Genomic DNA, 18,979 nt, shown 5'->3' on the forward strand with positions numbered 1-18,979 from the left:
CGGCTACGCCTCTTGCGCGGGCCGTGGTACCGGCGAGTAATCTGCTCGCACGTGCCACGGCCCGCAGCGCTGTCCGGCCCCGGCCGACCGGCGGTCGACCGGCGGCGGGCGGACCGGCCGAGAGCGCTCGGCCGGAGCGCCCGAGCACTAGGAGAGGGCGTAACCGATGAGCAGCGTCGCGGAGCGGACACCGCGCACCGGGGCCGGACCGGCCCGCCGCCGGAACACCGCGTCGATCGTGCAGGGCGTGGTGATCGCGCTCGGCTTCGCGATGCTGGTCGGCGGCTTCGGGATGCTCGCCGTCGAGTACCGGCCCTACCGAATCCCGACCGGTTCGATGAGCCCGACCCTGGAGTCCGGCGACACCGTCCTGGCCCGCACCGGCGGGTCCGCCGGCCGCGGCGACATCGTGGTCTTCCAGGACCAGGACTGGGGCGACGCGACCCTGGTGAAGCGCGTGGTCGCGGTCGGCGGCGACACCGTCTCCGGTGACCGCGAAGGACGGATCACCGTCAACGGGCACCAGGTGTCCGAGCCCTACCTGGCCCCCGTCCGGACGAACACGACCGAGTTCTCGGTCACGGTGCCCGAGGGGCGGCTGTTCCTGCTCGGCGACTTCCGCGGCAACTCCCTGGACTCGCGCAGCCACCTCGACGTGGCCTTCGGTTCGGTGCCCGCCTCCGAGGTGAAGGCGAGGGTGGAAGCGGTGATCCAGCCGCTGTCCCGGGCCGGGCTGGAGCGGCGCGTCCCGGCCTTCGACGCGCTGGGCGCGCCCGGCGCGCACCGGGCCGGTCCGCTGCTGCCCGCCGCCTGGACAGCGGTCGGCGGCGCGGTGCTGATCGTGGCGGCCTCCGCGGCGGGCTGGGCGGTCTCGCTGACCCGGTGGCTGCGGGGCCGGCGGCGGAGGGCCTGACCCCGGGGCCGGCGGCGTACCGGCCCGGGCGCCGCCCCCGGTCAGGAGGCGCGCCCAATGCCTCAGGACGGAGCTGAACCAGATGGCCGTCGAGCACCGCCGAGCCGTTCGGGTGCTGCTGCTGGACCCGGACGGCCGCGTCCTGCTGCTGCGCGGGACGGACCCGGCCGCGCCGGGGACCACCTGGTGGATCACGCCCGGTGGCGGCATCGAGCCGGGCGAGAGCCCGGCCGCGGCGGCCCGGCGCGAGCTGGCCGAGGAGATCGGGCTGACGGACGTGGACTGGGGACCGCTGGTCGGGTACGGCACGGCGGAGTTCTCCTTCCGGGGCAGGAAGTACCGACAGGAGCAGTGGTTCCGGCTGGCCCGCACCACGCGGACCGCGGTGTCACTGACGGAAGGTGGAGCGGACGAGCACGCGCTGTTGCTGGCCGTCCGCTGGTGGACGCCGGACGAGTTGAGGACCACCGGGGAGACCGTCCACCCGCGCGGACTGGCCGAACTGGTGGAACGGGTTCTGACCGAAGGGCCGCCAGAACCACCAGTAAGGCTCTGAGTGCGGGTCCGGTGGTCCACAATGGGGTGGACGTGACGAGTGAGGGGACGCTTGGAATGAGTGCCGAAGACCTCGAGAAGTACGAGACCGAGATGGAGCTGAAGCTCTACCGGGAGTACCGGGATGTCGTCGGCCTGTTCAAGTACGTGATCGAGACCGAGCGTCGCTTCTACCTGACGAACGACTACGACCTCCAGGTGCACTCGGTGCAGGGCGAGGTGTTCTTCGAAGTGTCGATGGCGGATGCCTGGGTCTGGGACATGTACCGACCGGCCCGGTTCGTCCGGAAGGTCCGTGTGCTGACGTTCAAGGACGTGAACATCGAGGAGCTGGCCAAGAGCGATCTTGAGCTGCCCTCGGACGACTCCGCCTTCGGGAACTGACCACCCCGCGGCCGGGCGGCCGGTCTCCCTCGGGCCCGGAGCCCGGCGGGGACGGCACGGCCGACCGTGCCCTCCTGCCAGGGCCGTCGCACCTCCGTGAGCTGCGGCGGTGCCCGGGCCACCGAGATTGGCTGCGCTGATCGGGCACTGTCCAGCGCATTTTTCGATTTGTCGCTCGAACGGGTGACCTGAGTTATCCACAGGCCCGGGTTATCCACAGGTCTGGCGATCCCGCTGGCCCGCCCCCGGCGTCTGACGGCAACCTTCCGGCCGGAGGTGATTGCCGTGCAGAACCCCAACAAGATTTCCACCAACGGCCTCGGACGCTACGGCGAGGAGGTCGCCGCCCGCCGGCTCGCCGAGGGCGGCCTGTACATCCTGGAACGCAACTGGCGCTGCGCCGACGGCGAGCTCGACATCGTCGCGCTCGACGGGGACGCCCTCGCGATCTGCGAGGTGAAGACCCGCTCCGAACGAGGCTTCCAACAGCCGGCCGAAGCGATCGACCAGACCAAGGCCGACCGGTTGCGCCACCTCGCCGAGCGCTGGCTCGCCGAACGCTGGCCGGTGCACTTCTCCCGACTCGTGCTCGCCGTCGAACGGGCCGGGGGCGCCGACCCGCAGCCCGACGCGGAGAGCGGCGGGCCGGCCCCGCCGCCGCCCGGCGGCATCCGCATCGACCTGGTCGCCGTGGTCAACCCCCGCCGGGGCGCGGCCGCGGTCGAGCACCTGCGCGGGGCGGTGTGAATGGCCTTCGCCCGCACCTGCTCGGTCGCCCTGGTCGGCGTGGACGGCGTCGTGGTCGAGGTCCAGGCCGACCTCGAACCCGGACTCGCGGCCTTCAGCCTGGTGGGCCTCGCCGACAAGGCCCTCCTGGAAGCCCGCGACCGGGTCCGCGCCGCCGTGTCCAACAGCGGAGAGAAATGGCCGCTGCGGAAACTCACCGTGGGCCTCACCCCGGCCTCCGTGCCCAAGAGCGGCAGCGGGTACGACCTGGCGGTGGCCTGCGCCGTCCTGGCAGCCGCCGAACGGCTCGACCCCGCGTCGATCGACGGCCTGCTGATCATCGGAGAGCTCGGACTGGACGGCCGGGTACGCCCGGTGCGCGGAGTCCTGCCCGCGGTGCTGGCGGCGGCCGACGCCGGCTACCGGCAGATCGTGGTCGCCGAGCAGACCGCCGCCGAAGCGAAACTGGTGCCCGGCGTCTCCGTCCTCGGAGTGCGCAGCCTGCGCCAGCTCATCGCGATCCTCACCAACGCCTCCGTTCCCGACGAACCGCCCGACCCGTCCAACGGCCGCCCCGACTCCTCGTTCGCCGGACTGCTGCTACCCGGCCTCGGCGTCCGCGACCTCGCCTCCGAACCGGCCCTCCGCCCCGACCTCGCCGACGTGGCCGGGCAGTACGAGGCCCGCCAAGCCCTGGAGATCGCCGCAGCGGGCGGCCACCACCTCTACCTGAAGGGCCCACCGGGAGCCGGCAAGACGATGCTGGCCGAACGGCTCCCGACCCTGCTCCCGCCGCTCACCCCCGCCGAAGCCCTCGAAGTGACCGCGATCCACTCCGTGGCCGGCCTGCTCCCACCCGACCGCCCCCTGATCGACACCCCGCCCTACTGCGCCCCGCACCACTCGACGACCATGCCCGCCATCATCGGCGGCGGAACGGGACTGCCCAGGCCAGGGGCCGTCTCCCTCGCCCACCGCGGCGTGCTGTTCCTCGACGAGGCGCCCGAATTCCCGGTCCGGGTCCTCGACGCGCTGCGCCAACCCCTGGAGTCGGGGGAGGTGATGATCGCCAGAGCCGCGGGCTCGATGCGGTTGCCCGCCCGCTTCCTGCTCTGCCTGGCCGCCAACCCCTGCCCCTGCGGCCGCTATTCACTGAGAGGAGAAGGATGCGAATGCACCCCCGTCATGGTCAACCGCTACCAGGCCAGGCTGTCCGGCCCGCTGCTGGACCGGGTGGACCTCCAGGTGCAGGTTGCCGGAGTCACCAAGGCCGAGCTGATGCAGCGAGGCGGAAGGGCCGAGAGCACGGCGACGGTCGCCGAACGCGTGCGGGAGGCCCGGGCGCGGGCCGCCGCTCGCCTCGTCGACACCCCGTGGCGGACCAACGCCGAAGTGCCCGGGCACGAACTGCGCACGCGCTGGCAACTCGCACCCGGATCGCTGGCCGACGCCGAACGTGACCTCGACCGGGGCCTGCTCACCGCGCGCGGCCTCGACCGCGTCCTGCGGGTGGCCTGGACGGTCGCCGACCTGGCCGGCCGGAACTGCCCGAACCGGTCCGACGTCCAGACCGCGCTCACCCTCCGCACCGGGGTCCAGCGCGCCCTTCGCCCGACCGACCGCAGGAACGACCCGCGCTACCCGTACGCCGACGTGGACGCGGACACCGACCCGGGAGACGCGTTCTGACCCGGCCCCACCTGCCGGGGCGGCAAGGCGTCGGCAGTAGAGCGGACCCGGCCGGCGGGCGGGTCACTCCCTCGGCCGCCCAGTACGGCAGAGACAGCGCACGGCACAGACAGAAGGAGCACCGATGACCGCACACCCCGTACCCCGCGGCCACACCGGCCGGTCCGCCGTCCCACCGGAAGTGCCGACGGCTGACCAGCCCGCACCGTGCGGCGCCGCCCGCCGGTTCGGCACCGCACGATTCGGCGACGGAGGCCCCGACCACTGGCGGCTCTCGGACGGCACCGGGTCAGGCGGGCCACCCGGCCGCCACGGCCCGCCGCACCCGCCCGACACCGCCGCCGACCAGGCCGGCACCCGCACGGCGTGCGACGGTGGCGAACGACTCCGGCAGCCGGTCCGCGGCGGCGATCCACCGGCGGTGCACCGGGCACGCCACGGACCGCCGGAACCGGTCCGAGCCGCGCCGGGAGCCGACGGCCCCGGCACCATGGCTCCGATTCTGGCTGTCGTGGACCGGCCCGGGGCCGTACACCGCGCACCGCCGGTCGCGGCCACCGAGCGCGCCTTCCCCGCCGGGACCGCGCAGGTCGATCGCCGGGCCATCCGACCCACGGCCTGGGCCGCGCCGACGGTCCCGCCCGATCCGCCCGAGCCCGAGCGGATCTCCCGGGCGGCGCTCACCCGACTGATCGAACCGGGCGACGCCGCGATCGGCCGAGCCGTCCAACGGCACGGCGTGGTGGGACTGGTGCAGGGGTTCTACGAAGGGGCACCCGCGAACCGGCTGGGACTTGGTGCCGACCGGATCGCCGCCTACCAGGAGAGGCTGCGAAAGTTCAACCCGGTCACCGACCTGGAACGGATCGCCAAGCTCGGTGGGAGGTTCATCATTCCGGGCGACAGCGAGTGGCCCTCCCAACTCGACGACCTCGGCGACAGCCGCCCGATCGGGCTGTGGGTCCGCGGCCTGCCGTCACAGCGACTGCCGTCGCTGCGCCTGCTCGCGCTGCGGTCGGTCGCCGTCGTCGGGGCGCGGGCCTGCACCGCGTACGGGCGCCACGTCGCCGGTCAGCTCGGCTCCGAACTGGCCGAGCGCGGCTGGGTGGTGGTGTCCGGTGCGGCGTACGGGGTGGACACCGCCGCGCATCTCGGGGCGCTGGCGGTCAACGGAATGACGATCGCCGTGCTCGCCAGCGGCGTCGACATCTGCTACCCGCGCGGGAACGAGTCGCTGATCGAGCGGATCGGCCGGGACGGGTTGCTGGTGAGCGAGCTGGCGCTCGGGATGAACCCGACCCGGTTCAGGTTCGTGCTGCGGAACCGGGTGATAGCCGCGCTCACCCGCGGCACGGTGGTGGTCGAGGCCGCACCGCGCAGCGGCGCGCTCAGCACCGCGCGGCGGGCCCGCGACCTCAACCGGCACACCATGGGCATCCCCGGCCCGATCACCTCCGAACTCTCGGCAGGCGTCCACACGTTGATCAGAGACGGGGCGGCCACCATGGTCACCAGCGGTGCCGAGGTGGGCGAGCTGATCGGCGCGATCGGGTCCGACCTGGCACCGGAGCGGGTCGGCCCGATCCTGCCGCGGGACGCGCTGGAACCACCGGTGGCCCGGGTGCTGGAAGCCGTCCCGGCGAGCGCGGACGGCGCGCCGGTCCAGCGACTCGCCCACTACGCGGCGCTCTCCGAGGCCACCACCGTCCAGCACCTCCACGAACTGAGCTCGCTTGGCTTCGTCGAGCGGCACGGAGCGCATTGGAGGCTGGTGCGTCGGAAGTGATCGCATCCGGGCAGAGCCGGACAGGCTGAGGGGTTCCGAACGGGTCAATCGATCAACAGGAGGTGATACAGGCCGAGTTGAGGGACGATGGCGGATCGGCCGGTTCGGTCGGAGTGCCGCGCCGAGGGTCGGGCCCGGGCCGGCCGGAGGTGGCGCGCAGGTCCGTGCCGGTCAACGGGCCGACCGGACGGGAGGGGCCGGGGCACGCCGGAGACCCGCCCGCGACGCGCCGGTGCCGCCCTTTGCTGCCACCGGATCGGGCGACGCCCGAGTGGCGGTAGCACTGTGCAGCGACTCGGTCACGCTACGCTCGCTTATGGCGTCCCTATCAGCACATGACTCGGCAGAACGGCGCAGACCAACGCATGCCCACTCACATTCCCGGACACAGGGTGACCGGTGACGGTCGGTCCCCGGACGGGACGGGGGCCGAGACCCACAGCACCGCGGAACTGCGGCCCAGATCCTCGGGCGTCGTGGGAATGACGAGGCCGGGCAGCACCCCGGCCGCGACCCCACAGTCCCAGGCCCGTCCCGTCCCGTCCTCGCCCCTCCCGCGCCCACCGGCCCCGTCGGGGCCGGCGGCCAGGCCCGGCCCGGTGCGCCCACCGGCCGACCGGCCCGGCCAGGTGCTGCCCTGCCCGCAGGTGGTACCGCCCGGCGTGGCGGCGAAGCCGCGGTCGCGCGGGGCCGAGGACACCGGCGCGGTGACCGGCACGGGCGCCCGAACGATCGGACCGACCGTGGCGGGCGGCGCCAAGTCCACGGGTGCCAAGTCCGCCGGTGCCAAGACCAGGAGCGTCAAGGTCGGCGGCCAGGGCGGTGCCGGTCAGACCGGTGGCGTCCCGGGCGGCGGCGGACAGCCCGGCAGCGCTCCGGGCAGCGGTGCTCCGGGCGGTGGCGGGCAGGGTGGGGCAGAGCGGGGCGGTGGAGAGTGGGGCGTCGACGGGTCGCGCTCCGGACCGGCCACCGCCGAGTCCCCGGTCTCGCCTCAGCCTCCGTCCGGAGCCGAGCGGCCGGCGCGCGGCCAGGCCAAGCGGGGCGCGCGGGCGAAGGCGAAGGACTCGTCCGTCCGGAGCGCCCAGGTCCGCAGGCAGGCGGGCGGACCACCACCCGCGCGCTCGCCGGAACCCCCGGACCGGAACCCCGGTGAGCGCCCGGCCACCGGGCAGGGCGCGCCACCGTCGGTGCCACTGCCCGCTCCGGCCCCGGGCCCGGCCCTGGGCTCGGCTCCGGCTTCCGGACCAGCGGCGACGCCGACCCGGCCCGCGGCTCCGGACGGAGTCGACGGCGCGGTCGCGGCGCGGCCGGTCGAGGAGGCGTCCGCGAAGAGCGGCGGCCACCAGCCCGCCCCGGGCGGCGAGGCGAGGGCTGAGACGGACGTGCGGGTCGGTGCGATGGTGCCCGCACCGGCTGTGGCACCTGCTTCGGCACTGGATGCGGCCGTCGGCGCGCGCGGCGGCGCGGCGAACGAGGGCAAGAGCGGCGACCGGCCGAAGGGCGCCGACCAGTCGGCGTTGCAGGCGCTGTGGCGCTCGTACAAGGACACCGGCGACCACGGGCTCCGGGACCAGCTGATCCTGCACTACTCGCCGCTGGTGAAGTACGTGGCGGGCCGGGTCGGGGTCGGGCTGCCGGCCAACGTGGAGCAGGCGGACTTCGTCTCCTCCGGGGTGTTCGGGCTGATCGACGCCATCGAGAAGTTCGACATCGACCGGGCGATCAAGTTCGAGACGTACGCGATCAGCCGTATCCGTGGTGCGATCATCGACGAGCTGCGGGCGCTGGACTGGATCCCCAGGTCGGTCCGGCAGAAGGCCAAAGCCGTCGAGCGGGCCTACGCCACGCTGGAAGCCCGGCTGCGGCGGTCTCCGCATGACCCCGAGGTCGCGGCGGAGATGGGCATCTCGCTGGACGACCTGCACACCATTTTCAGCCAGTTGTCGCTGGCCAACGTGGTGGCGCTGGACGAACTGCTGCACTCGGCGGGCGAGGGCGGCGACCGGCTGACCCTGATGGAGACGCTGCCGGACAGCGGCGCCGACAACCCGGTCGAGATCGCCGAGGACCGCGAACTGCGCCGGCTGCTCGCCTCGGCGGTCAACACCCTCCCCGAGCGGGAGAAGACCGTCGTGACGCTCTACTACTACGAGGGCCTGACGCTGGCGGAGATCGGCCAGGTGCTCGGGGTGACGGAGAGCAGGGTCAGCCAGATCCACACCAAGTCGGTGCTGCAACTGCGGGCCAAGATGTCCGACGCCCGGTGAGCGGGGCCCGGCGCGGGTCGCCGGGCCCGCCGGGCCCGGGCGGTGCGGGACAGGACACGACGGGGCGCGACGGGCGTGGGGCGGCGCGTGATGGCCGGTGGGGACGTGATGTCGTGTCCGCCGGTCGTCGGCGTCCGTAGAGTTGGTCCGTGCCGAAAATCCGGGCGGCCACGGTGGCCGAGCATCGACAGTTGCAGCAGGCAGCGCTGCTGGACGCCGCACGCGTCCTGCTGGCGGAGGGCGGCCGGGAGGCGCTGAGCTTCGGCGCGCTCGCGGCGCGCGCCGGTCTCGCGCGCTCCTCGGTGTACGAGTACTTCCGCTCCAAGTCCGAGCTGGTGGAAGCGCTCTGCACGGTCGACCTCCCGCTCTGGGCCGCCGAGATCGAAGCGGGCATGGCCGCCTGCGACAGTCCGGCCGAGCGGATCGAGGCGTACGTCCGCGGCCAGGTGTCGCTGGCCACCGACCCGGTGCACCGGGCCGTGGTGGCCGTCGCCGAGTACGAACTCGACGACGCCGCGCGGGCCAGGATCAGGGCGGCTCACGCCGGGCTGACCACCATGGTGGTGCGCACCCTGGAGGACCTCGGCCACGGTCGGCCCGGAGTCGCGGCCTCGCTGCTCCAGGGCGTGGTGGAGGCGGCGGTCCGCCAGAGCGGACGCGTCCGGGGCGAGGACGGCGCACCCGCGGCAGAGGCCGTCCGGGAGATCGCCGACACCGCGGTGCGCTTTGCCCTCGACGGCCTGCGCTCGGCAGACCGGCAGCGGGCCGACGCGCAGCACCGGCCCGGCCGCGCGCCCGAGGGCGGCGCGAGCGGCGCGGACGATTCGAACACCGCGAACGCCGCGAACGCCGCGAACGCAGAGAACAGCACGAACGCCGCGAACAGCGCTGGCCGGGCATGCGGGCGGTCGCGGCGGGGCGAGAGCTGACCCCGCGTCAGGGCGGGCTGAGCGGCAGCAGCCGGGCCCGGCCGGAGCCGAGCAGGGCGAGCGGGTCGAGGTAGCGCTCGCCGCGCAGCAGGCCCCAGTGCAGGCAGCCGACCGGGCAGTGGCCGGAATCGGCGGTCAGCACCCCGATCGGGTCGCCCGCCGCGACGCCGGTGCCGACCGGCACGGAGCCCGCCACCGGCAGGTAGGTGGTCCGCAGCGGGGGAGCGCCCGAGCCGGGGTGCGTCACCACGACCACCGGACGTCCGGCCACCAGACCGGCGAAGGTCACCACCCCGGGTGCCGCCGCCCGCACCGCCGTGCCCGGCAGGGCCGCCAGGTCCACACCGCGGTGTCCCGCGGCCCAGCGCGCTGGCGGCGGCTCGAACCGCCGCAGCAGCCCCGACCGCCCGCCCACCGGCCACCCCCGCACCGGCCCGGGCCCCGGCGCGGCGGTACGCCCCACCAGGAGCGGCCCGGCCGCAGAAGCCTCCGCCGCCGCCCTCGGTACGAACCCGCCGAACGCCGACAGCAGCACCAGCGTCGGCACCAGCACCAGCACCAGCGGCAGCGCCGTCCTCGCCCCCGCCCCCACCGGAGAAGCCCGCGCCGACACCCGCGCCCGCAGCCTCCGTCGCCCCCAGCCACCCCGTCCGTGCACCCCGCACCTCCGCGTCGACTCCCGTACCGTCCGTCGGACCCACCCGTCGGACCCACCCACCAGGCCCACCCACCAGGCCCCTCCGCCCGGGTGGTCACCAGGGTGGGGTCGGCGGGACCCGTCGCGCGCGTTGGTTCCGGGGCCTGTGGACAGACCGGGGGCTGTGGACAACTGCCGTCCCCCGCAGGGGTGAACGGTGGGCGGCGGGCCGGTCCGGACGGCGCTGAACAGGGCCATGGGAACGCCGGGAGTCGCCCGTCGCTCGGGGCTTCCCGTACACTTCACACGCGACCCGGTCTGCCGGGTCGACTTCGCACGCCCCGCCACCGGCGGTCCGGCCCCCTCGGGGGAGCGGTCGCGACGGTGCGAGTGCCGCTCGGTCCGCCGAGCCCGCCGAGGCCGCAAGCCTCGCGCAGGCCGAGCGGCTTGGCACGTCGGGGCGTCAGGCGTGACGGTCGCCCGACCGGCACGGACAAAACCGAGTACCCCGGCACCCCACAGGACGCAACTGCCTCACGGCGCGCCGGGCAACACACGAGGAGTACGGCACATGGCCGTCGTCACGATGCGGGAGCTGCTGGAGAGCGGCGTCCACTTCGGTCACCAGACCCGCCGTTGGAACCCGAAGATGAAGCGCTTCATCTTCACGGAGCGCAACGGCATCTACATCATCGACCTCCTGCAGTCGCTGAACTACATCGACCGCGCCTTCGAGTTCGTCAAGGAGACCGTTGCCCACGGCGGCAGCGTCCTCTTCGTCGGCACCAAGAAGCAGGCCCAGGAGGCCATCGCCGAGCAGGCGACCCGCGTGGGCATGCCGTACGTCAACCAGCGCTGGCTGGGTGGCATGCTGACCAACTTCTCGACCGTCTACAAGCGTCTGCAGCGCCTCAAGGAGCTCGGCGAGATCGACTTCACGGACGTGGCCGGCTCCGGCCTCACCAAGAAGGAGCTCCTGGTCCTCCAGCGCGAGTACGACAAGCTGGAGAAGACCCTCGGCGGTATCCGCGACATGCAGCGCGTGCCCAGCGCCGTCTGGATCGTGGACACCAAGAAGGAGCACATCGCGGTCGGCGAGGCCCGGAAGCTCAACATCCCGGTCGTCGCCATCCTCGACACCAACTGCGACCCGGACGAGGTCGACTACAAGATCCCGGGCAACGACGACGCGATCCGCTCCGTCACCCTGCTGACCCGCGTGATCGCCGACGCCGTCGCCGAGGGCCTGAAGTCCCGCGCCGGTGTCGCCAAGGGCGACGCCAAGGCCGAGCCGGGCGCCGACCAGCCGCTGGCCGCCTGGGAGAAGGAGATCCTCGAGGGCGAGAAGGCCGCCGAGGCCCCCGCCGCCGAGGCCGCTGCCACCGAGGCCCCCGCCGAGGCTGCTGCCGAGACCGAGGCTCCGGCCGCTGCCGAGACCGAGGCCGAGGCCCCCGCCGAGGCTCCGGCCGCCGAGGCCGAGCAGGCCTGACGTACCACCAGGGTGAGGGGCACCGGCCGGGCTGAGCCGGTGGGTGCCCCTCTCTCCCGTGCCGGGGGCCCGCACCACGGGCCGCGGCACTTTCCCACGCAGACACGCGAGACGTGAGAAGAGATCACAACCATGGCGAACTTCACCGCCGCGGACGTCAAGAAGCTCCGTGAGCTCACCGGCGCCGGCATGATGGACTGCAAGAAGGCCCTGGACGAGGCCGAGGGCGACGTCCAGAAGGCCATCGAGCTCCTGCGCATCAAGGGCCAGAAGGGCGTTGCCAAGCGCGAGGGCCGCGACGCCTCCAACGGCGCCGTCGCCGCGCTGATCGCCGAGGACAAGAAGTCCGGCGTCCTGGTCGAGCTGAACTGCGAGACCGACTTCGTCGCCAAGGGCGGCAAGTTCGTCGAGGTCGCCAACGCGATCGCCGCGCACGTCGCCGCCACCTCCCCGGCCGACCTGGACGCCGCCCTGGCCTCCGAGATCGCCCCGGGCCAGACCGTCCAGCAGTTCGTGGACGAGGCCAACGCGACCCTCGGCGAGAAGATCGTGTTCCGCCGCTTCGCGCAGTTCGACAACGACGGCTTCGTCGGCCTCTACCTGCACAAGTCGGACCCGGACCTGCCGCCGACCATCGGTGTCCTGGTCGAGCTCGACCAGGAGAACGCCGACACCGCCAAGGACGTCGCCCAGCACATCGCCGCCTTCGCGCCGAAGTACCTCTCCCGCGAGGACATCCCGGCCGAGGACCTGGAGAACGAGCGCCGCGTCGCCGAGGCCACCGCTCGCGAGGAGGGCAAGCCCGAGGCCGCCCTGCCGAAGATCGTCGAGGGTCGGGTCACCGGCTTCGTCAAGGAGAACGCCGTGCTGGAGCAGGCGTTCGCCAAGGACAACAAGAAGAGCGTCGCCAAGGTCCTCGACGAGGCCGGCGTCACCCTCAAGCGCTTCGTCCGCTTCCGCGTCGGCGCCTGAGACCCGTTCCCCGCGGTCCGTCCCGCCGCTCCCGGCCCCGTGCCGGACATAAGGTAGGAGGACCGCCCCCGTCCGCGAGGACGGTGGAGCGAGCCGACGAGCCCCCCAGCACCCCCGGGGAAGCGGCGTCGGCACCATGAACGACGAGGAGGCCATTGCCGTGCAGGAGACCGTACCGGTTCCCGCGGCAGTGGCCTCCTCTCGTGTACACGGCGCCGGGACCGCACGCCCCGCGCCGTGACCAGCACTTTGCAGATCTGCTGAACCAGCAGGCGGAGAAGGAGAAAGTCCATGCAGGAGACGCAGGAGACCGCTCCGGGCGGTGCACGCCGCCGGGTACTGCTCAAGCTGTCCGGCGAGGCGTTCGCCGGCGGAGGCGGCCTCGGCGTCGACCCGGACGTGGTGCACGCCATCGCCCGCGAGATCGCCACGGTGGTCCGGTCCGGGACGGAGGTCGCCGTGGTCATCGGCGGCGGCAACTTCTTCCGCGGCGCCGAGCTCCAGCAGCGCGGCATGGACCGGGCCCGCTCCGACTACATGGGCATGCTCGGCACCGTGATGAACTGCCTGGCGCTCCAGGACTTCCTGATCAAGGAGGGCATGGAGACCCGGGTCCAGACCGCCATCACGATGGGCCAGGTCGCCGAGCCCTACCTGCCGCTGCGCGCCATCCGGCACCTGGAGAAGGGCCGGGTGGTGATCTTCGGCGCCGGGATGGGCATGCCGTACTTCTCCACCGACACCACCGCCGTACAGCGGGCGCTGGAGATCCACGCCGACGTCCTGCTGATGGGCAAGAACGGCGTCGACGGCGTCTACGACTCCGACCCGCGCACCAACCCGGCCGCGGTCCGGTTCGACGCGCTGGACTACACCGAGGTGATCTCCCGGGACCTCAAGGTCGCCGACCTGACCGCGATCACCCTGTGCAAGGACAACGGACTGCCGATCCTGGTCTTCGAGTTGCTGGCCGAGGGCAATATCGCCCGCGCGGTCAAGGGTGAGAAGATCGGCACACTCATCAGCGAGGATTCCGCCCGGGCCTAGCCGTCGGGGTTCCGAGCAGCAACAGCCGTCCGGGGCACCGGTACGGGACAACAGCAGATGAACCGGACAGGGAGCACACAGTGATCGATGAGACCCTCCTCGAGGCCGAGGAGAAGATGGAGAAGGCCGTCGCCGTCGCCAAGGACGACCTCGCGGCCATCCGCACCGGGCGCGCGCACCCGGCCATGTTCGCCAAGATCGTCGCGGAGTACTACGGTGCGCTGACGCCGATCAACCAGCTGGCCTCGTTCTCCGTCCCGGAGCCGCGGATGGCCATGGTCACCCCGTTCGACAAGACCGCGCTGAAGGCCATCGAGACCGCGATCCGCGACTCGGACCTGGGCGTCAACCCGTCGAACGACGGCTCCGTCATCCGGGTGGTGCTCCCGCAGCTCACCGAGGAGCGCCGCCGCGAGTACATCAAGCAGGCCCGCGGCAAGGGCGAGGACGCCAAGGTCTCGGTCCGCTCCATCCGCCGCAAGGCCAAGGACGCGATCGACAAGCTGGTCAAGGACAAGGAGATCGGCGAGGACGACGGCCGTCGCGCCGAGAAGGAGCTCGACGACCTGACCGCCAAGTTCGTGGCGCAGATCGACGAGCTGCTCAAGCACAAGGAAGCCGAGCTGCTGGAGGTCTGACCCCAGACCCCGCCCGCAACGCCCCGGACCGGCGGCCCGACCGCCCGGCCCGGGGCGCGGCTCCACCCGGGCCCACCCCCGCTCCGGCCGGGCCGGCCCCGGCGGCCCGACCCGGCCGACACCAAACGGGTCACGCGCGGCGGCCTCCGGCATGACGAGGGGGCGGCGCGGCACAGACTCAGTTCATGCCCCCCGCCCAGGAGACCTCCGTGGCCCAGACCGACCAGCAGCCCCGCAAGCCGCGCGGCGGCCGCAACCTGCCCGCCGCGATAGGCGTGGGCATCGGACTCGGGGCGGTCGTCGCGGCCTCGCTGTTCGTGGTCAAGGCGGTCTTCATGGTGGTCGTCGCGGCCGCCGTGGCCGTCGGCATCTGGGAGCTCACCAGCCGGCTCGCCGAGCGCAAGGACGTCCGCGTCCCGCAGGTCCCGCTGATGGTCGGCGGCGCGGGCATGGTCGTCACCGGCTACTTCGCGGGCGGCCAGTGGGCCGCCGCGATCCTCGCGGTGACCGGCCTGGCGATGATGGTCGCCCGGATGGCCGTCCCGCCGGAGAACTACCTGCGCGACATAACGGCCGGCATCTTCACCGCCTTCTACGTGCCGTTCCTGGCCACCTTCGTCGCGCTGATCCTGGCCGCGGACGACGGCGCCTGGCGGATTCTGCTCTTCCTGGTCGTCACCATCTGCTCCGACACCGGCGCCTACGCCGTCGGCTACAAGTTCGGCCGCACCAAGCTCGCGCCCGCCATCAGCCCCGGCAAGACCCGCGAGGGCCTGGCCGGCGGCATCGGCCTGTCGATGATCGCCGGCGCGCTGCTGATGCAGTACCTGATCGACGACGGCACCTGGTGGCAGGGCCTGATCCTGGGCGGCTGCGCGGCGGTCACCGCCACCCTCGGCGACCTCGCCGAGTCGATGATCAAGCGCGACCTCGGCATCAAGGACATGGGCACCCTGCTCCCCGGCCACGGCGGCATCATGGACCGCCTGGACTCGCTGCTGCCCACCGCCCCCGTGGTCTGGCTGCTGCTCGCCGCCTTCGTCGGCAGCTGAGCCCGAGCGCCCCCGGCCCCGAGGAGGGCCCGCCACCGGGTCGGTTCCCCGCCGGAGGCGGGCCCTTCCGCACGTTCCGGACCGCGCTCGACCCGCCCGGGAGCGGTTCGGCCGGAGGCCGGTAGGGTGCCGACGAGGAGGTGCCGTGAACGAGGAAGCCCGGGACGACGACCTGGCCTACGAAGCCGCCGTCGAGCGGGCCGAGCGCGCGGCGCGGTTCGGCCTCGGGGTGAGCGCCGGGGTCGCCGTGCTGGTCGTCGGCTTCGTGGCCCTGGCGGTCCTGCTCGGCTTCGCGGTGGTGCTGGGCGGTGTCTACCTCCTCGCGCGCCGGTAGCCGCCCCGGTCTCCGTCACCGGCCCGGAGCGGGGCGGGACCGGTTCCCGGCGTCTGCGACACTGGAACAACCATGCCTAAGCCCGGAGAACAACACCGGGCACATGCGAAAAGGCCCCTCCACCAGCAGGTTTTCCACTGGTGGAGGGGCCTTTCGCATGCCTTGGGCCGTGTTCGGGCCGTCAGGTTGTCGGGTCGTCCCACTGGAAGAGGCGGTCGACGACCTTCCGGGCGCGCTCCTGGCTGTTGGGCATGAGGTGCGCGTACACCCGGAGCGTCAGGGCCGGATCGGCATGGCCCAGGTAGTCACTCACCGCCCGGATGCTCTCCCCGGAGTCCAGCAGCACGGAGGCGTAGAAGTGCCTCAGGGCGTGCATCCCGTGCTCGCGGGCGGACGCGTAGGACTCACCGGGGCCCGGCGTCGGGATGAGCCCCGCGGTGGCCAAGGCGGGCTTCCAGTCCTGGAGGTTGAAGTTGCTCTTCCAGACCAGGCCGCCGGCGGTGTTGCTGAACAGCAGGCGGTAGGTCACCTTCGGCCCGTCCGGGGTCTTCCACGGCAGCGTGATCGGCACGGGCTTGCACGCGTCCATGTGAGCCCGGAGGGCGGCGGCCACCGAGTCGGGGAGCGGGACGTCGCGCTCCTTGTTGCACTTCGGCGGGGCGAACACGGCCTTGCCTCGGATGAGCTTCACCTGCCGGAGCACCCGAACCGTCCTCGTCTCGAAGTCGAGAGCGTCATCCTCGGCCAGGCCGATGATCTCGCCCTGTCGTAGACCGCACCCAGCACCCAGATCGGCCATCGCCCGGTACCGCTCCGCCAGGGCGCCGCGCACCGCGAACACCTGCTCCGGGAGCCAGGGCACGATCCGGCGGGCCTCGGCGGACGGGGGCCGGACTGACGCGGCACCGCACGGGTTCCTGTTCAGGAGACCGTCGTCCACGGCCGCCGACAGCACGGCCCGGACGTCCGAGTAGATGTTCCGGGCGTACCCGCCGGAGATCGGGCTCTGCTCCAGCTCCTTCACCAGCTCCTGGATGTGCGACGGCCGGAACGAGTCCAGGGGCCGGCGGCCGATCCGGGGGAAAGCGTGCAGCCGCAGCCTGGTCTCCACCAGGACCTGACTGGCGGGGTCCGTGGTTTGAGCCTTGAGCCACCGCTCCGCGAATTGCTGGAACGTCGTCCGGGCGGCCTTCGGGTCGATGTACTGGCCACGCGACATGTCGGCCTCGATCTGCCTCAGCCAGTCCTCGGCCAGGCGCTTCTGGCGGTCGGGGAAGCTCTTGGACTTCTCGGTGCCGTCGGGGGCGACGTAGCGGGCGCGGTAGCGCAGGCCAATGCCGTGCCGGTCGGTCTTAACCCGCTGGGGCTTGCCGGTGGGGCCGGGCTCGGTCTTGAACCAGCGGTCCTGGATGTGTCCGGCCATCAGGCAGCCACTTCCTCGGTCAGGGTCTCGATCCAGGCGTGCACCTTGGCGGGGTCGTAGCGCAGGTGCCGGCCGACGCGGAAGCCGGGCGGGCCGGTGCGCTTGCGCCGCCACTGGTAGACGGTCTCCACCGGGATGCCCAGCAGCGCGGCCAGGTCGATGGGGGTCAGGTAGCGGTCGGGCAGTGCCCCCCTCACAGCCATGCGTCGTTCTCCTCTCGCGCGAGTTGCGCGTGCATCTCCTGTCGGTCGGTGGTGCGGCGTTCGTGCAGCTCGGCGGCGATCGAGGCGGCGAGCATGGACTCGCCCGGGGAGTTGCCCGCCCCGGCGAAGGCCCAGTGGGCGACGATCAGGGTTTCGGCTTCGGGCAGGTCGTCCAGGTCCGGGAGTCCCTGGGCGAGGAGGCGTTCGCGGAGGTCGGTGCGGGCCTGCTCGGCGCGGAAGTCGGCCCGGACCTGGCGCAGGGCGCCGAGCGTGGTGGAGTAGGTGGGCGACTTGCTGGAGAAGTGGCCCCGGAAGCCGAGCATGTGCGACCAGTGGGCGAGCAGCCGATCCGGGTAGGCCGCATCGAGGTCCCAGCAGGCTTCGATCAACCGCCTTGTGTGGGGCGGGAGTTGGTGGCGGTCGAGTTCGTGGCGTTCCAGGATGCGGCGGTCGACGGTCTCGGTGGTCTCGGCGCTCTTGGTGGCGTACTTGGCGACGTAGGAGGCGACGGCCCGCTCCGAGATCTCCCCGGTGGCGAAGGCCCCGATCGGGCGGACGTCCACCTGCGTGCCCCACTGCAGGACGCGGGCGGGTTGGTTGCCTGCGGCGGGGACGGGGACGCCGGTGCGGCGGGCGGCGGCGCGGATCGCGTTGTCCAGGAGCGCGACGGTCGCCCAGGGAGGAGGCGGGGTGTCGGGGCCGTCGGGTCCGTCGAGGCGGATGACGGCGTGGAAGTGGACCGCGCCCCGGCGCTGGTACTCGGCGACCTTCCCGTACGAGATCCGGGCGTGTTCGGGCAGTTCTGTGCGCGTGAGTCCGGCTCGTTTGGCGACTTCCCGACGCAGGGCGATGGTGAAGCGTCGCCACAGGTCGGGGGCGTGGTTGTTCCACAGGACGGCGTGGGCGTAGTCGTAGGCGTCCGGGTCCAGCGGGGTGCCGAGCACGGGTGCGCCGGCGGGGTGGACGGTGCCGCAGCGGCAGACGTCCTTGTCGGGCCGGTTGTGGACCGGACCGAAGGAGGGGGCGGTGAGGGTGGCGAAGACACGGGGGTGCTGGCGCACCGTGGCCGGGACGCCCTTGCTGTCGTCGCCCGCGAGTCCGGCGCGGATCAGGTGGTAGGTGTCGGCGGAGTAGGTGCGGGCGCAGGCCGGGCAGCGGGAGGCGCGTCGGTTGCCGCAGGCGACCTTCAATCGGCGGCCGGGTTCGTGCTCGGTGGAGTAGCGGTGCCACACCGCGCCGGTGGGGGCGTGGGTGAGGGTGCGGAAGCCCTGAAGGTGGATCGGGTTGGCGCAGCCTCCGGTGCGGCGGAGCTGTTCGGCGAGCTTGGGCAGGTCGCCCCGGGAGGCGAGGCGGGCCAGGTCCGCGACGGCGAGCCGGTCCGCCCCCTCGGGCAGCGTGCGGGTCACGCGGCCACCGCCAGCGGTCGGACGGCGGGTTCGGGGCCGGTGAGGGTGCCGAAGGTGGGGTCGGCGGGGCAGAGGGTGTTGCCGTCGTGGGTGAGGACCCGGATGCCGTCGGTGCGGACCCAGCGCCAGGCAGGGACGCGGGCCGAGCAGCGGGGGCACCGGTCGCGGCGGGGCTCGTCCAGCTCGGACCAGGACAGCAGGGCGCTCATGCCGCCACCGCCAGCACGGGCAGCAGGGCCGGGGCGTGGACGGCGCAGGGGCGGAAGAACGGGCCGTCGTCCTCGAACTCCTCCAGCGGGATGGGCACCCAGCCGGTGTGGCCGTCGTTCTCGTCCCACACCGCGACGTGGCACGGGCACCGGCCGTCCAGGCCGTACAGGTGGCCCACGCAGTCACAGGGCACCAACAGGCCGAACGTGCCGGACAGCGCGCCGTCGGGGTCGGCGACCCGCAGCGTCCCGAAGCAGGCCGGGCACGATTCAGAGACCAGGGAGAGCGAAGCAGGCATGATGGAGCTCCCTTGAAAGAG

General features: G+C 73.0%; 19 protein-coding genes and 1 pseudogene. 14 read left to right on the forward strand and 6 right to left on the reverse strand.

What is annotated here, in order from left to right:
- The first annotated feature begins 166 nt into the window (after positions 1-166).
- From lepB to QMQ26_RS24005, 8 genes and pseudogenes are all read left to right on the forward strand, one after another.
- On the forward strand, positions 167-913 hold the full coding sequence (gene lepB / locus QMQ26_RS23970) for a signal peptidase I (RefSeq protein ID WP_282202636.1): 747 nt from the start codon (positions 167-169) through the stop codon (positions 911-913).
- Positions 914-995: 82 nt separating this feature from the next.
- The gene (locus QMQ26_RS23975; RefSeq protein ID WP_282202637.1) at positions 996-1,469 is read left to right on the forward strand and encodes an NUDIX hydrolase; all 474 of its coding nucleotides are present in this window, start codon (positions 996-998) and stop codon (positions 1,467-1,469) included.
- Between the two features lie 56 nt (positions 1,470-1,525).
- Positions 1,526-1,852 (forward strand): DUF2469 domain-containing protein, encoded by a 327-nt coding sequence (locus QMQ26_RS23980; protein ID WP_030458804.1) that lies wholly within the window; start codon positions 1,526-1,528, stop codon positions 1,850-1,852.
- Between the two features lie 276 nt (positions 1,853-2,128).
- A complete protein-coding gene (locus QMQ26_RS23985) occupies positions 2,129-2,599 on the forward strand; it encodes a YraN family protein (RefSeq protein WP_404813944.1) in 471 nt (156 codons plus the stop codon).
- Complete coding sequence (locus tag QMQ26_RS23990) at positions 2,600-4,267, forward strand: YifB family Mg chelatase-like AAA ATPase (protein WP_282202638.1); 1,668 nt, start codon at positions 2,600-2,602, stop codon at positions 4,265-4,267.
- A gap of 490 nt (positions 4,268-4,757) precedes the next feature.
- A complete protein-coding gene (dprA, locus tag QMQ26_RS23995; RefSeq protein ID WP_404813945.1) occupies positions 4,758-6,053 on the forward strand; it encodes a DNA-processing protein DprA in 1,296 nt (431 codons plus the stop codon).
- 1,397 nt (positions 6,054-7,450) lie between these two features.
- On the forward strand, positions 7,451-8,320 hold the full coding sequence (whiG, locus tag QMQ26_RS24000) for an RNA polymerase sigma factor WhiG (RefSeq protein ID WP_404813946.1): 870 nt from the start codon (positions 7,451-7,453) through the stop codon (positions 8,318-8,320).
- 173 nt (positions 8,321-8,493) lie between these two features.
- Positions 8,494-9,069, forward strand: a pseudogene (locus QMQ26_RS24005) (TetR/AcrR family transcriptional regulator); the annotation flags it as partial.
- Positions 9,070-9,256: 187 nt separating this feature from the next.
- Here the strand turns inward: QMQ26_RS24005 and QMQ26_RS24010 are convergent.
- A complete protein-coding gene (locus tag QMQ26_RS24010; protein ID WP_282202640.1) occupies positions 9,257-9,841 on the reverse strand; it encodes a murein hydrolase activator EnvC family protein in 585 nt (194 codons plus the stop codon).
- Positions 9,842-10,457: 616 nt separating this feature from the next.
- On the opposite strand from QMQ26_RS24010, the gene rpsB reads away from it, so the two are divergent.
- The 6 genes from rpsB (at position 10,458) to QMQ26_RS24040 (ending at position 15,418) form a co-directional block, all read left to right on the forward strand.
- A complete protein-coding gene (rpsB, locus tag QMQ26_RS24015; protein WP_282202641.1) occupies positions 10,458-11,375 on the forward strand; it encodes a 30S ribosomal protein S2 in 918 nt (305 codons plus the stop codon).
- Positions 11,376-11,507: 132 nt separating this feature from the next.
- Complete coding sequence (gene tsf, locus QMQ26_RS24020; protein WP_282202642.1) at positions 11,508-12,347, forward strand: translation elongation factor Ts; 840 nt, start codon at positions 11,508-11,510, stop codon at positions 12,345-12,347.
- Positions 12,348-12,638: 291 nt separating this feature from the next.
- Positions 12,639-13,394, forward strand: a complete 756-nt coding sequence (pyrH, locus tag QMQ26_RS24025) for a UMP kinase (protein WP_100836193.1) — start codon at positions 12,639-12,641, stop codon at positions 13,392-13,394.
- Between the two features lie 80 nt (positions 13,395-13,474).
- The gene (gene frr, locus QMQ26_RS24030) at positions 13,475-14,032 is read left to right on the forward strand and encodes a ribosome recycling factor (protein ID WP_033215169.1); all 558 of its coding nucleotides are present in this window, start codon (positions 13,475-13,477) and stop codon (positions 14,030-14,032) included.
- A gap of 185 nt (positions 14,033-14,217) precedes the next feature.
- Positions 14,218-15,084 (forward strand): phosphatidate cytidylyltransferase, encoded by an 867-nt coding sequence (locus QMQ26_RS24035; protein WP_100836192.1) that lies wholly within the window; start codon positions 14,218-14,220, stop codon positions 15,082-15,084.
- 145 nt (positions 15,085-15,229) lie between these two features.
- Positions 15,230-15,418: a hypothetical protein gene (locus tag QMQ26_RS24040; protein WP_100836191.1), complete on the forward strand. Its 189-nt coding sequence runs from the start codon at positions 15,230-15,232 to the stop codon at positions 15,416-15,418.
- A 181-nt stretch (positions 15,419-15,599) separates the two neighbouring features.
- Here QMQ26_RS24040 and QMQ26_RS24045 read toward each other — a convergent pair whose 3' ends face one another.
- From QMQ26_RS24045 to QMQ26_RS24065, 5 genes are read right to left on the reverse strand one after another with little or no spacing between them, the layout of a single operon-like run.
- Positions 15,600-16,841: a tyrosine-type recombinase/integrase gene (locus tag QMQ26_RS24045; RefSeq protein WP_282202643.1), complete on the reverse strand. Its 1,242-nt coding sequence runs from the start codon at positions 16,839-16,841 to the stop codon at positions 15,600-15,602.
- Positions 16,841-17,044 (reverse strand): helix-turn-helix transcriptional regulator, encoded by a 204-nt coding sequence (locus tag QMQ26_RS24050; RefSeq protein WP_282202644.1) that lies wholly within the window; start codon positions 17,042-17,044, stop codon positions 16,841-16,843. Before QMQ26_RS24050 ends, QMQ26_RS24045 begins: the two co-directional genes overlap by 1 nt.
- A complete protein-coding gene (gene repSA / locus QMQ26_RS24055; RefSeq protein ID WP_282202645.1) occupies positions 17,035-18,450 on the reverse strand; it encodes a replication initiator protein RepSA in 1,416 nt (471 codons plus the stop codon). Before repSA ends, QMQ26_RS24050 begins: the two co-directional genes overlap by 10 nt.
- Positions 18,447-18,659: a hypothetical protein gene (locus QMQ26_RS24060; RefSeq protein ID WP_282202646.1), complete on the reverse strand. Its 213-nt coding sequence runs from the start codon at positions 18,657-18,659 to the stop codon at positions 18,447-18,449. Before QMQ26_RS24060 ends, repSA begins: the two co-directional genes overlap by 4 nt.
- Complete coding sequence (locus tag QMQ26_RS24065) at positions 18,656-18,958, reverse strand: hypothetical protein (RefSeq protein ID WP_282202647.1); 303 nt, start codon at positions 18,956-18,958, stop codon at positions 18,656-18,658. Before QMQ26_RS24065 ends, QMQ26_RS24060 begins: the two co-directional genes overlap by 4 nt.
- Between the last annotated feature and the right edge of the window lie 21 nt (positions 18,959-18,979).

The sequence above is a fragment of the Kitasatospora fiedleri genome (assembly GCF_948472415.1).
Classification (GTDB): domain Bacteria; phylum Actinomycetota; class Actinomycetes; order Streptomycetales; family Streptomycetaceae; genus Kitasatospora; species Kitasatospora fiedleri.